The sequence below is a fragment of the Nitrospira sp. genome, assembly GCA_029194535.1.
Lineage (GTDB): Bacteria > Nitrospirota > Nitrospiria > Nitrospirales > Nitrospiraceae > Nitrospira_C.
In genome coordinates this window covers 860,682-873,182 of the sequence record JARFXR010000001.1, presented here as the reverse complement: position 1 = coordinate 873,182, position 12,501 = coordinate 860,682, and the positions used below count along the sequence as shown (strand labels likewise).

The 12,501-nt window shown below is 57.9% G+C and carries 13 protein-coding genes; 4 read left to right on the top strand and 9 right to left on the bottom strand.

Annotated elements, in window-relative coordinates; all coding sequences use genetic code 11:
- Positions 1-183: 183 nt before the first annotated feature.
- The 3 genes from P0111_04000 to P0111_03990 form a co-directional block, all read right to left on the bottom strand.
- Entirely contained in the window at positions 184-960 is a 777-nt protein-coding gene (locus P0111_04000; GenBank protein ID MDF0643167.1) for a hypothetical protein, read from the bottom strand.
- 599 nt (positions 961-1,559) lie between these two features.
- Positions 1,560-2,075 (bottom strand): DUF4112 domain-containing protein, encoded by a 516-nt coding sequence (locus tag P0111_03995; protein MDF0643166.1) that lies wholly within the window; start codon positions 2,073-2,075, stop codon positions 1,560-1,562.
- Positions 2,076-2,244: 169 nt separating this feature from the next.
- Entirely contained in the window at positions 2,245-2,424 is a 180-nt protein-coding gene (locus P0111_03990; GenBank protein MDF0643165.1) for a hypothetical protein, read from the bottom strand.
- Positions 2,425-2,810: 386 nt separating this feature from the next.
- On the opposite strand from P0111_03990, the gene P0111_03985 reads away from it, so the two are divergent.
- The 4 genes from P0111_03985 to P0111_03970 all read left to right on the top strand — a co-directional run bounded on the left by P0111_03985 (position 2,811) and on the right by P0111_03970 (position 5,257).
- Positions 2,811-3,305 (top strand): hypothetical protein, encoded by a 495-nt coding sequence (locus tag P0111_03985; protein ID MDF0643164.1) that lies wholly within the window; start codon positions 2,811-2,813, stop codon positions 3,303-3,305.
- A 278-nt stretch (positions 3,306-3,583) separates the two neighbouring features.
- The gene (locus P0111_03980; protein MDF0643163.1) at positions 3,584-3,781 is read left to right on the top strand and encodes a hypothetical protein; all 198 of its coding nucleotides are present in this window, start codon (positions 3,584-3,586) and stop codon (positions 3,779-3,781) included.
- Positions 3,782-3,927: 146 nt separating this feature from the next.
- On the top strand, positions 3,928-4,827 hold the full coding sequence (locus P0111_03975) for a DUF72 domain-containing protein (protein ID MDF0643162.1): 900 nt from the start codon (positions 3,928-3,930) through the stop codon (positions 4,825-4,827).
- A gap of 193 nt (positions 4,828-5,020) precedes the next feature.
- Positions 5,021-5,257, top strand: a complete 237-nt coding sequence (locus P0111_03970) for a hypothetical protein (protein MDF0643161.1) — start codon at positions 5,021-5,023, stop codon at positions 5,255-5,257.
- Here P0111_03970 and P0111_03965 read toward each other — a convergent pair.
- The 6 genes from P0111_03965 to P0111_03940 form a co-directional block, all read right to left on the bottom strand.
- On the bottom strand, positions 5,254-5,484 hold the full coding sequence (locus P0111_03965; protein MDF0643160.1) for a hypothetical protein: 231 nt from the start codon (positions 5,482-5,484) through the stop codon (positions 5,254-5,256). The two genes, P0111_03970 and P0111_03965, sit on opposite strands and share 4 nt — an antisense overlap.
- Positions 5,485-5,913: 429 nt before the next feature.
- Positions 5,914-6,651: an aminotransferase class III-fold pyridoxal phosphate-dependent enzyme gene (locus tag P0111_03960; GenBank protein MDF0643159.1), complete on the bottom strand. Its 738-nt coding sequence runs from the start codon at positions 6,649-6,651 to the stop codon at positions 5,914-5,916.
- A 122-nt stretch (positions 6,652-6,773) separates the two neighbouring features.
- On the bottom strand, positions 6,774-7,289 hold the full coding sequence (locus P0111_03955; protein ID MDF0643158.1) for an aminotransferase class III-fold pyridoxal phosphate-dependent enzyme: 516 nt from the start codon (positions 7,287-7,289) through the stop codon (positions 6,774-6,776).
- 57 nt (positions 7,290-7,346) lie between these two features.
- Complete coding sequence (locus tag P0111_03950; GenBank protein ID MDF0643157.1) at positions 7,347-8,561, bottom strand: sulfotransferase; 1,215 nt, start codon at positions 8,559-8,561, stop codon at positions 7,347-7,349.
- Positions 8,562-8,677: 116 nt separating this feature from the next.
- Positions 8,678-11,317 carry an MMPL family transporter gene (locus tag P0111_03945; GenBank protein MDF0643156.1) on the bottom strand — a complete coding sequence of 880 codons (2,640 nt, stop codon included), beginning with the start codon at positions 11,315-11,317 and terminating at the stop codon, positions 8,678-8,680.
- Positions 11,318-11,746: 429 nt separating this feature from the next.
- The gene (locus tag P0111_03940; protein MDF0643155.1) at positions 11,747-12,373 is read right to left on the bottom strand and encodes an ABC transporter substrate-binding protein; all 627 of its coding nucleotides are present in this window, start codon (positions 12,371-12,373) and stop codon (positions 11,747-11,749) included.
- Between the last annotated feature and the right edge of the window lie 128 nt (positions 12,374-12,501).

Below are 12,501 nucleotides of genomic sequence, written 5' to 3'. Positions count from 1 at the left end.
TGATGAATGGTTAGGGGAAAATGTACGATACCGTGAATCCATGCTGCTGACAACTCCTTCTGGTCGGCAGTGGGGTCGGTGCGCCAGCAAAAGCCGTGAAGTGGTCATTCCCGTGGAAGCGGGAATCTCGTCGAGGGGCGTTCTCCTCAGCCTTGCGTCTTGATCGAAGACTAGGACAGACTCCTAGTGACAGAACTTCAGTCGAGCTTCATCGTCAAAGTCAGCAAGGTGCTCATGGTCAACGTACGTTTGCACATACGCGGACGGGATATACGTGGTGATGTCTGCGACCTCAATCGGCACCAGCGCGCCGCCGGCAGGACAGTCCTCAATCTCTCGAATTCCGATCGGTTGGTCGCTCCGTAGCTGAACATAGCTCGAAATCAGCGAAAAGACGCTCACGGGATAGGCCCGAGTCTGCTTATCCACCAGGGCACCATCCTTGTCGTAGATGCTGGTCATTTTTCCCGTTCGAAACGCCAGCCACCCTTCCTGGGACGCATCGCGCAGGTGTTGGTGATACAGCGTCTGAGTCCCCGTTCGCCTGCAGTCCCGTGGAGCGACATCGAGCTTCTGGCCGTCCGGCATCCGGATCTCTATTCCTTCCGGAAGGATGAACAGGGCCCCGCTCCCCTCCGCTTCAGCCAGGTGAAACCTCCGGAGAAACCCGGAACAGATTTCGGAAATCACAGTGACGGGTTGGTCTGAGTCTAGACTTGTCCAGATCTTCCTACCCCGGTCGAATCCCCGAGCGCCGGGTCTCGTAAATCCCAGCACCGTCTTGGTGGCGAGTGCCTGCGCGACTTGCTGCCAGGTCGGAGCGCGCGGTGACAGTTCCACCACTCGCTGCTGCAGCGTGTTCACGTGGTAGGGCAGGGTCGCAACGCCGCCCAGACCGGGAATCCCGGAATCGCTCTCAATGAGATGTTCACCGTAGTCGAGAACGACCTTTTTGCTCATGCGCGGGCTCAGTTCTGCTATAGGCTCCCCGTCGATCGTGATGCGGCAACCCAAGGGAGACATGCAGCGCAGCAGAATCTTCCCTTGCGGTGAAGCTACCGGATGGTCCGCCGGCTTTTTTGCGGGACGAGTGTTCTCTTTTGCTGTGGCCCGCGGGAGGTGGAAAGCAGCCCTGAAACTGGACGAAGCAAAACGCGGCGCTTGTTCTGCTCCCGTGTGTCCGTCGCCCACATAATAGCTGGACAGCAACCACGCCGTGACAGCCGAAAGAAATATCGAAGTCCAGCGCATGTTCGTCAGTTCGTTCGATCAGCTGCGATCAACATCGATGTGTGATCGTCGGTACCGGCAATCCTGAGCCACAGGACTATTTATACCAGTTATACCAGGAAATACTCCCTCAGAGCTGGAACGTAATATGTCCCCTCCTCGTATACCTTGCGCCTCTCAGAATCTGGAGGGACGGCTTGGGCATATTTGGATGAAGGTTGTCGAAACCGAGAAGGAACGTACTACGCCTACACCTGGCAGCGAGTGAACCGGCACCGTGCATTCTCTGATTTCGATACGGATACTCGCGGCGATTCGATCTCAAGCGCTTACAGACGGCTGTTGTACAGAGGAGGGTATAAGAGCGACACGTAGGAGATGTTCTGAGTCCAGAACCAGAAGCTCACCATGCCCACGACCACGATGGTCGGGAGTATCAGTAGAGCGAGCCCGGCTACATCGTAAGGCGTCAACGCGTGGGTCATCAGCGCGCAGGTGCCTTCCTCTCCTGCCTTGACGGTGCGAAGCAATAGGGCCGTATTCACCGCATTGCTTTTGAAATAAAAAGAATAGGCGTCTCCTATGAAGGGAACAGCGCCAAGTAGTCCGTTCTTCAATTGGTTAAACGCCATGAAGGCGACGAGGCGCCATGGCACGTGGAGTTGCCGCGCCACGACCAGAATGGCCGCACCGAGCAAAGTGGCAATGGCATCGCCGACAATCGGAATCAGTCCGATCAGGGGGTCGGCTCCGATTCGTATGCGCGGGAACGGCAGTCTGATGAAATCGTCAAGCACATGAGCGATCGCCTCAGCTTGCCGCTCTTTTGCGCGAGCCACGGCCATTCGTCCACCTTACTCGCCTCCTACCCGGCAGTTCAAATGACCCAGGCCTCGTCCGTTCCACATTCGGCAGCACCCCGAACAGCTGAGCTGGTCCGAGCCGCCGAACCCCACGGACTTCCTCGGGTTGCGCCGAGACGAGATAGCCAAAGCATCCGCGCCCTATAGCCATTCACGATCGGCCGCAGTCGCTCATGGGATCTTTCCGCAACAGCGCCATCTGCCGGTTGACTTCATCCAGCCGATTGTTGACCTCGGTGCGAAGTCGGTCGCGTCCCGCCTTGCTCCTTGCATCCTGAGCAGGGATACTCTCCCGTAGTCGGGCGTAGCGCTCAGCATCGTCTACTTCCATCTTGCCTGCCGACTGGTCTGGATCAGCGGGTTGTTGAGTGAGTGCCGTCGTCCGACGGCCGTGTTATTTAGCAGGCTGTTGACAAAGTCCGCCAGCTGCGTTCTCGCGACGCTCCGAGGCTCAACGTACGGCACAGATTACGCTTCGCCTCTTCGCTTGCTGCGGCCTTGCTGGACGGCCTTTCTGAACAGCCTGCGGGGCATGCCGGTACTGGGATCTTCAGGTCGATCGACTGGCTTTCGCCTTCCTCTGAGCGTTTCGTTGGCGTTGTATAATGGCCTATGCGCTTCTGGCAAATAGTCTGCCTCGTAGCTCTCTTTCAGGCCGGCTGCGCAACGGAAGCAGAACTCATTTCAGAGCCGTCCGGCACACCGGCGACAGTGTCGATGGCGCGTGCGATCGCCGTCATCACCGGGGAACGAGGCCGGAAATATCCGCCGGCCATTCGCTCGCTCGAACTCCTGAACCGTGATACGAACGAGCGGTTTCTCGTGGAAACTGAGTCGGACGATAGTCGCTTCATGGTCTCGTTACCGCCGGGAAAGTACGAACTCAATCGAGTGCACATCACCGAAGGTCCGTTTATGTCCATGGCCCAGCTGAATGCACAGTTCTCGATCAGCGATACGCCGATCACCTATCTGGGAACCTGGCGCTTTGGCATCGATTCCCCCAAGTATGGTCGGATGGTGGCGGTGTCAATCATCGAGGATGACGACGAGCGAGCGGATGCCGTTCGAGCGCTTGAGCATTTGTATCCGGATATGACCGACGCCTCGATCGTCACCATACTCCCGGAACCCAGTGAGCAGCAGGTGCGGCTATACGAAGTCGCCCCGTACCCTCGGATTCCACGGTATTTCCGTCGCCATTGGTGGTAACGCCCGTCAGGGAAGCCGTGACGTGCCCGCTTTCGTATCGTCACGCTACTCGGCTCACGCATCGCGGGATTTCTCATCCATAGACGCCTCGTTGGGAGGGACATATTCCAAGAGGACCGGTCCCAACAGACAAGCGGGACCGCAGGGACAATTCGTGCATTTCGCATCGACTCACTCGCTTCATCTCGCCGCTCGCTCAAAAGACGAAAGAAGTTTGAGGCGGCTTTCTACTCTGCTAAGTATGACTCAATGTCACGGTGAGCAGGGTGATGCTGCCCATGGAGCCATCCAACGGGATCGAGGCGATCACAGGGAAATTGATTCGTGCGAGGCGTCTGCGAATGCAGAAGGCCCTCCAGCTCTTCGTCTACAGCGGGGTCATTCGACTGGCCGCGTCAGAGCCCCCGCATCTGAGAATCGAGGCCGCCGTTCCTCCTGAGCCGGCTGACCACACCCACTCGACCCCGTCACCGTAGTATCTCATCGTTCCGTCTTCTCCTAGTCGGTTGGTCCGACCGTAGCCCCTAACGGGGTACACCCTGCCGCTCCTGACAGCCCATACGGGGAAAAACTCGCTGGAGCCTCTTGAGGAAGGCGTGGGGTCCTCATAGACTACAGCGTCATGCCGCTCTCACCCCTCATTCGCTTTGGTACCTCCACGTGGACCTACGAGGGCTGGCAAGGGCAGGTCTATAAGAAGGCCTACGCCAAGAGTCGATTTGCTCGGGAATGCCTCGGGGAATATTGCCAGTATCTCTACAACGGCGAGCCGCTTTTCCGCACGGTCGGCAATGATTCGACGTTCTACCGCCCACCCACGGCCAACCAACTCCGGCACTATCTGACGCAGATCCCCGAAGACTTTGAGATGTGCTTCAAGGTTTGGGAGGAGTTGACCATTCCGGTCTTTGCGAAGCAGCCGCGGTACGGCAGTCGAGCAGGCCAACCCAATCCGCGGTTTCTCGACGCGAAGCTCTTCAACGAGCTGGTCCTCGCGCCGTACCGAGAGGCCAAGTTCCAGCCGCACAGCGGCCCGTTCCTGTTCGAGTTCCAGCGGCACGGGATTCCGCCGGAAGAATTCTGCGGCAAGCTCGATGCGTTCTTCCGTCACCTGCCGAAGGACTTCCGGTATGCCGTGGAGATCCGCAACGCCGGGCTACTCGGTCCGACGTATCGCCAGGTGCTCGACACCCACGGCGTGGCCCATGTCTACAATCACTGGTCCTACATGCCGCCGTTGGCCGAGCAGCATCGGAAGATGGGCCGCTTCACGGCGCCGTTCACGGTCGTGCGACTCCTGACCCCGCTGAAAATGAGCTATGAAGCCGCAAAGAAACGGGCGGAGCCTTACACCAAGATTGTCGAGGAACTGCCCGAGATGCGGAGGGACACGGTAGAGTTGGTTAGGGATGCGGCAGCGGAGAATCGGTGGGTCTACGCGCTCATCAACAACCGATCAGAAGGGAACGCCCCCCTCACGGTACAGGCCCTCACAGACCTTTTGAGAATTCCCCGCCGCTAGGAGTCTGTCCAAGTAATGCCATTCTACTGCGGCAAACGATCTGCGGGCATCTGCATCGTTCTCGGCCCGAAACAATCCTCAACGTATTACACCGAATACGCTTCCGGTTTTTTCGAGCCTGTGGCCTTGCATCTGCCTGCACCTCCTTCGCCTCGCCACGAAGGATTACTCGGACAGACTCCCAGGAAGCGCCATGACCCCGGACGAAATCGCCTTCTGTGAATGGGTGCTGCACAAGTGGGAGCACGAGTGGGATGAAACGCTTGAAACCCATATCGAGCGCGTCGCGGAGGAAATGGGCTGCACATGCCGGGTCCTGGTGATGGACTGCCAGGACCTGTTGCTCCAGGAACCGGATCGGATTATGGGTAGGATATCAGTGATTGAGATCTCCTGCCACGCCTCGGGGACCCTCTCGACCCCTGCCTAACCATGAAGGTCTCGATCGGGGAACTCTTGTAACCCGATGTAGACCTCGTCAGTCAGCTCAATCTGATTCTGCTCGGCAAACGTCTCCGCGTCCTGGTAGGTCAGAAACTTGGCGGCTTTGCGCCGAAGCTCAGTGGGGGTTCCCTCGTCGGACAGATAGCGTGCGCTTGGAAGTCCAAGTCGCTCAGGGCCGCAGAAGATCACAAACCGGGTATTTTTCATGCTCATCGGATGAGCCGTCACGACTAAAGCCGGTCAGCGTTGCGTTTTCGTGTTCGCGCACTCCGAATGGCCGCACGGACATCGGGCTCCTGGTGGAGGGGCCAAGGCTTTTTCACAGGCCTCACTGCAATAGGAACTGTGCTCCTGAGCCTGACAGCTGCACGCCTGATGTCCACAGTTCTTGGGGTAGTTGATGGTGGGCTTCATATTCGATCGGTCGGCTATTCATCCAGGAGAAAACTCGTCTTTTCGCCTACGCCAATAACCCCTTCCGTTCCCGTTCGTTCCACGCGTACTGATCATGACCAAGTGTAAGCTTTCCCGTCAAGGAGACACTCCGGGAGGAAACCTTTTGACTTCTGATGTTGGTCCCCTCTCGAGACAACTCTTCAGCGGGAACGTACGACTTGGATCGTGAGCCTGTGGTCCAGCCTGCTAGCGGATCGCTTTGGCCATGCGGGAGCCAACCTCCCAGATCGGCCCGGGAAAACGATGGACTGCTGAGAGTACCTGTTCAAAGGCCGAAATGAATCTGTCCGCATCGGCCTTGCTGAAAACAAGCGGCGGGATGAGCTTGATGATATCCCTCCCATGGCCGCAGACCTGGGCCAGAATATGATGGTCCATGATCAGAGGCATCAGAACGGACTGGCAGAAGAGATCGTTGTTGATCCTGTGAATCATATGCCAGGCCAGCTTCAATGCTCGCGAACGCGGAGGCCCAAATTCGACAGCGATCATCAGGCCGCGGCCCCGCACCTCTCGGATGAGCTCATACCTCGTCGCCAGGTCGCTGAGCTGACGTAGAAGGTACGCCCCCATGTCGTCGCTGTTCTGAACGAGATCTTCGTCATGGATCGCTTCCAGAGTCGCCAAGCCGCAGACTGCGGCCAGGTCGTTCTGTCCAAAAGTCGTGGAGCGCACCATGCACCGATCCATTGAACTGAAGACCCGATCATAAATCCCGCGGGGGTACAAAATAGCCCCGATCGGGCAGTATCCTCCCGAGAGAGACTTCGACAAGGTGATGATGTCGGGCACTACGCCCCAGTGTTCGTAGCCAAAGAGCTTTCCCGTGCGGCCCAGGCCGGTCTGGACCTCGTCAGCGATGAGAAGAGTACCATGGCGAGTGCAGGCTTCGCGTGCCCGGGGCAGAAAATCATCGGGCGGCATGAAAACGCCGTGGCCGATTATGGGTTCCACCACAAACGCCGCGACATCACCACGGGCAATCTCGGCCTCATGCGCGCCACGTCACCATAGGGAATTTCGGTCCCGCCAGACAAGAGGCCTTCCTAGTCGGAGCGGAACTCCTTGCATCCGTTCACTGCAAGAGTCCCAAGGGTCAGACCGTGGTAGCCGTGGTCGCAGTAGAGAAACCTCTTTCTGCGGGTAAAGACATGAGCAAATTTCAGAGCCCCGTCCACCGCCTCGGCGCCCGAGTTGCAGAAGAAGACCGTGTCGAGCCCTTGTGGGGCACAGTCTCTGATCAGTTTTTCAGCCAGAAGCCCGGCCAAAAGCTGGGTTCCCATCTCCACGAGATTCGGGCTGTCCAGATCCAGATACTGTCCGATGGCTTCCTTGACCTTGGGGTGGGACCGACCGACGGCAAACACGCCAAACCCGGCGAGCATGTCGAGGTAGTCGTTGCCGCGATTGTCCCAGAGGTGAGATCCCTGTCCGCGGACGTACACGGGGTCAAACCCAATGGTCTTGAGAACTTTGGCCATCTGGGGATTGATGTACTCCGAAAGCAGGGAATATGGCCGGCCCTGATTTCGTTCAATCAATCCGCGCAGATCAAAGGGCATGAGAATCTCCTAGACGGTCAGCAAAATCGAAGGGCCTCCCAGACACGCGCGCCGATATCACAAGCGAAAACGCTCCCGGTAGACGGCATACCTCTTCTCTTCCTCCTGAAGATCCAAACCAAAGTCGTGGAGGTGATACCGGTGGTTCCCGTAACGGTTCTTCGGGTTCCTGCTGACGGATTCCCGAACCTGTTCCCGAAGTCCGTCGGGCAAGGGCAGATCAAAATGTCCGTAGACTCTTTCCACAGCTGCCACCGGGTCAGCAACCAGGTCAGTGTAGTAGAGATCGAGGAAGCGCTCCGAGGGAACGCAGCCACGGTCGCGCGAACGCAGAGCCCTGCTGACAGCTTCGGCCCATCTTCGACTGCACTCTCGTCCCACTTCAATAGGATCAACATCGTCGCTGAAGGCGGATCTGAGAGTTGCCGTCAGACTGGCGTGGGAGGCCGTCACCTCTATGGGGTCGCGGTGGGTCATCACGACACAGGCGTCAGGGTAGGCCTCGAACATCGCCTCGAAATCGAACATGTGAGCCGGCGCCTTCAAAACCCAACGCTCCCCCGGACACCGCCATTGCAAGTGCTGCAGGAACCTGCGGTGTATCTCGTATGAGGGGCGGAGGTCCTGAGATTCAAGCCAGTCAAGATAGGACGGCAGACGGTGGGTCGACGCGAACTGGTAGCTCATGAAAGAATGGCTGAAGATCACGAGACATTCCTCGGGAAGCCGCGCATCGACGGGGTGAATACGGTTGAAGTCCTGAACCATTCGATGGAACCAGCGGATCTGACGATCAACCAGGGCAATGCGCCGGTCAACGTGGTACGTCTCTGCCTCTGGCGGCGGGCTGGGGTACACGGTTTCCCAGGTGCGTGGAATCCGGTTGGCCGGGTCAAGAGCCAGCAGGCCATGGAGAAACGTCGTCCCGGTGCGGGGCAGGCCCGTTACGATGATCGGTTGTCGAATTTGCTGCTCAACGATACCGGGATGACGCCTGCGATCTTCCTGCAGCCGCAAGCGGTTGACCAGGAGCCTGGTCAGTTCGTGACGGGCGGCCAGTCGCCCTAACGGGTGAAGATGTGCTTCCGTCTGAAGAGCCGAAACGAGGCGGCGGAGGGGTTCTCGAAAGGATCCATCGCCAAAGTCGTCATGACCGGTTCGGCGGCATGCCGCCTTTATAAGTTCATCTTCCTCAAGGCTTGCCAATGTTGCCGGACTGACAATGCCGCCCAGCGCGTTGATTGTGTGGACGAGGAAGGAGCGTCTCACCATCCAGCGCTGTCGGCCCGCGTTATTCATGAAGACGTCTCCTGTAACTGAGCAGGCTAACTTTTAGTCCAACTTTTATCACGTTCGCCAAGGAGGTTCCCAGGGTTTGCGAGCCCCCGTTACTCAAGCCGCACTTTGAGCAGCACGATCAATGACGGCAGAAAGAGAAGCGTTGAAAGAATGAGGAACGCGAGACAGATGCTCAGGAGTATACCGATGCTCGCAATCCCCTGGTGTGGAGAGAAGGCGAGGCTTGCAGTACTGATCATCGTGGCCAGATTGCTGAACAGCGTGGCGCGGGCCATACTGGACTTCAGAAGGTTGTCCTTCCGTCTCGGGTCTTTCCAGTCTCGGACGATGAATATGACGCCGCTGTGGACCCCGATCCCGAGAATCAGAGGCACCACGATGACGTTGGCGAAATTGAGAGGCACACCGAGCAACACCGACGCGGCGGCTGTGAGCAGGAAGGCGAGCACCATAGGGGTGAGTATCAGAAGCGTCTTGGAGCTGCTTCTGAGACCGACGAGCACAAAGGCGCAGATTATGATCACCGCGTAAAGCGACGCCTCCCTGAAAGAGGCCGCTATGGCCCTGCCTGCTTCGTAAACCATCACAGGTGTGTCGGTAGCGTCTGGCGCCACCGACCTGACTGCACGGACAAATCCTTCCAGACTTGCCAGGTTCGTGATGTCGTCCCGCGGGAACACCTGCACACGGAAGCGGCCGTCTGAGGATACGTACTGGCTCCGCAATTCTCGAGGAAGGGAGGATGGTCCCTCCACCAGGCTTGGCTGCAGCGATGGCCCGAGTCTCTCGAGGAGCATGGGAAGCCCAGGCGTCAAACTCTCGTCGAGCAGGGCAAGGGCGGACAGGCCGCGCTGGTTGTCTTCAAGAAGAGCCGTGAATCTTCTGATGCTGACATACAGCTTCTGCGCCGACTCTCTGGTGGAATGCCGAAGTCCGTTGAGATGGCTCTCGAGAGACCGCTCAAGGCGTGCAAGCGCTTGAATGTTCTGCTCATAGGTGGGGCGCGTGACGTGAGGCCGCTCGAGCTCGGGTGACATGAAAAGAGCGATGTCGGAAATAAGATTGATCTTGTCCTGCTGATTGCCCGGTATGAAATCATGTATCGTTATGGCCGTTCTGACTTCGTTAAGGCGCTTCAGCTGCTCCGCGAGACGAAGGGCCCTGTCCTCACCGTCCGCAAGCACCGAAGCGGTCCATGGCTGGCCTTTAGGGTCATTGAAGAGTTCTTTCATGGTTGCCACAGACTCTGAGGACTGGTCGTGGAGGTTGAGCGGGTTGTAGTCGAAGAAGACTCGTGGAAGGGTCAAGAGAGAGGCCAACGCCCATAGCGCACCGACGGCGACGACACCGCGCGGATACCTGTAAGGCAGGTTGACGAGCCACGGCCAGGAGGGTTCCCACCCCCGGCTCTCCTTCACGGGGAGGATGGTCAGTAAAGCGGGCAACACGGTCAAGTTTCCGAAGAAGCTGATGAACATACTTGACCCTGAGATGAAGCCCAGTTCAGCCACTCCTGCATAGGCAGTGGGAACGAAGGCGTAGAAGCCGAGTGCCGTAGTTGCAGCGCTGAAGAAGAGACTTCTGCCGACACTGGTGGCCGTCGAAGTGATGCTATGCTGCTGATGGCCGCTTTGCACAAGCAGCTCCCGATATCTGAGGCAGAACTGTATGCTGTAGTCGATGCCCAGTCCGATGAACAGCACCGCGAATGTGACGGAGATCATGTTGAGACTACCCACGGTGGCAAGAGCGAATGCGGTGGACCAGATGAGCCCCGTGATCAATGTGACAAGGCTGCAAAAGATGAGGCGCCATGAGAAGTAGAGACCCACGGAAAGGATCAGCGCCACAAGCAGGAGAGACGCAACGGTCGCAATTCCTGTGCTGTTGCGGACTTCTAGGAGGGTTTCGTAAGCGAGTGCGAAATCTCCCGTGATCCGCACTCGCGCGGTTCCGGTCTGATTGTAGCCAAACTGCCTGACAATCCCGCGAATGGTCTCGATGTGGACGCGTCCCGCAGCCAGGGATGAATCCGCAACTCGTGGCTTCAGTAGGATGAACTGGCGGTATTGCCTCGCGGTCTGCTCTCCACCGAGCGCCAGGCCCTCCCATGACATCTGGTAGACCGTTCCGTGAACCGCGCTATCGAAGGCGTTGCTCATCCCATCGAGGAGTAGGGCAAGAGCGCGGTCTTGGGCCTGACTGAGATCTTCTTGCTCCAAGGCCTTTTCAACGACCTCGAAAAGTCCGCGGATGCTGAGGTCCTTGGACAGACGCGCTAGAAAGGGTTGGGCTGCCGAGAGTCGGTCTCCGAGTCTCTCCAGTTCTTCAGTGTTCAGGTACAGGAGGCCGTTCTTTTGAAAGAACGCTCCGGCCCCTGGTTCATAGACGTCGGCAAAGATCGCCTGTTCTTTCCTCAGTTGCTCGGCGATGGTTTTCCGCGCTGCCTCTGCCTGTTCCGTGGTGGTGCCATCGATGACCACGACGACGGTGTCGCTCAGTTGTGGAAAGGCCTTGGAGAACTCCTTGTACAATCCGCGGTAGGACAGCTTGTCGGACATCATGCCGCGGATGTCGGCGTTGATCTTGAAATTGGCGGCGGAGTAATAGAGGGTCCCAAACGTCAGCAGGACACCGGCCACGAGTACGGCGACTGCATGATGCTGAACGAGGAGAACCCATGTGCTCAGCAGGCGCTGTGTGCGCGTAAGGGGAGGCTCGGTGAACATGGTTGGTTCGGGTCGGTGTAAGTGTTGGCTCTTCAGATTATTTCAGTCATTCAGCCGGGTGTATCACCCCTCTGTCTGTCTCCCGAACCGGATCTGATCGAGGTTCCGCCCAACGGTCTGCCTTCCTCACAGCTCCGCGTGCAAGACACCGCCGTCTCACCGGCTCGACGGCGTCCACAAGCGTGGCGCTCATTATTCTTCCGCCGTGGACCGCGCATGGTGTCCTGGCGGGTTCGTCCCTCGACTGGGCTCGGGACCCTGAGCAAGTCGAAGGGTCACGAACCGTCATGAATAGTGTGGGTTAGCAGGCTGCGGAAACACTCGCCCGTTCATCTATCTGAGTGTGGGCAGACCGCCTGTCCTGGTCGAACTCGATGCAGTTTTCGAGGAAGTCAGAGGTCACATGCCAGCCGTGACGTGGGCCTTGGCTCATTGCCCATCGCTCCGGGAGAAGTCCCGAATCTTTTGCTTGATCGACGCAACGAGCTCGTCAAAACCCTTTTGATCAACGACGCTCACAAATTGAGCGCGCGTATTGGCAAGCTGACTCACGCCAGCAATGCGTATGTCCACAATACGCCAGGCATCCTCCGTCAGTCGCAGACGGTAGTCGAACTCCGTTGCTTTGCCTTGAGAGTTCAGAAATTTGCTCATGATCGCCGCGCCGCCTGCCGTCTGGGACTGTTTCGTGATCTCGAAGCGCTCTCCTGCGTATGAGTGAAAATTCTTCGCATAGCTCGCAATCAACCATTCGGCATAGATTTCTTCAAACTGCCGCTGCTGCTCCTGCGTGAGGGTTTTCCAGTGTCTGCCTAGAGAGACACTCGCCATGTAAGGAGGCAAGAAGGTCTCTGTCACGACTGGCTCAAGCAGTCGGTAGCGGCCGCTGAACCCCAACTGCTTGCCACCCCTCATTGCTTCGATCAGTGCCCCGTTGAAGCGTGAGATGACTTGGGCGGCCCCTGGCGTCTCACCCCTGATGGGCATAGGCAGAACCAGAACCGCGCAGAACATCAGAAGAGAGAAGCCGGCGAAGGCACGCTTCTTGAGACACACGAGCAGTCCTCCTTGCCAGACATGTCTCGATATACTCAGACGGCGGGATGTCCCACGACTCCAGGATAGTACATCGACCCCATCGAGGTCTTCAATGTTTCCCCACACAGTCTGACAATTGATGATGC

Bases quoted from the DNA above. Each gene is read 5' to 3' on its own strand.
- P0111_03960 (MDF0643159.1), bottom strand. From the start codon at position 6,651: ATGCCGCCCGATGATTTTCTGCCCCGGGCACGCGAAGCCTGCACTCGC.
- P0111_03985 (MDF0643164.1), top strand. From the start codon at position 2,811: ATGGCGCGTGCGATCGCCGTCATCACCGGGGAACGAGGCCGGAAATAT.
- P0111_03990 (MDF0643165.1), bottom strand. From the start codon at position 2,424: ATGGAAGTAGACGATGCTGAGCGCTACGCCCGACTACGGGAGAGTATC.
- P0111_04000 (MDF0643167.1), bottom strand. From the start codon at position 960: ATGAGCAAAAAGGTCGTTCTCGACTACGGTGAACATCTCATTGAGAGC.
- P0111_03945 (MDF0643156.1), bottom strand. From the start codon at position 11,317: ATGTTCACCGAGCCTCCCCTTACGCGCACACAGCGCCTGCTGAGCACA.
- P0111_03980 (MDF0643163.1), top strand. From the start codon at position 3,584: ATGGAGCCATCCAACGGGATCGAGGCGATCACAGGGAAATTGATTCGT.
- P0111_03950 (MDF0643157.1), bottom strand. From the start codon at position 8,561: ATGGTGAGACGCTCCTTCCTCGTCCACACAATCAACGCGCTGGGCGGC.
- P0111_03955 (MDF0643158.1), bottom strand. From the start codon at position 7,289: ATGCCCTTTGATCTGCGCGGATTGATTGAACGAAATCAGGGCCGGCCA.
- P0111_03970 (MDF0643161.1), top strand. From the start codon at position 5,021: ATGACCCCGGACGAAATCGCCTTCTGTGAATGGGTGCTGCACAAGTGG.
- P0111_03975 (MDF0643162.1), top strand. From the start codon at position 3,928: ATGCCGCTCTCACCCCTCATTCGCTTTGGTACCTCCACGTGGACCTAC.
- P0111_03965 (MDF0643160.1), bottom strand. From the start codon at position 5,484: ATGAGCATGAAAAATACCCGGTTTGTGATCTTCTGCGGCCCTGAGCGA.
- P0111_03995 (MDF0643166.1), bottom strand. From the start codon at position 2,075: ATGGCCGTGGCTCGCGCAAAAGAGCGGCAAGCTGAGGCGATCGCTCAT.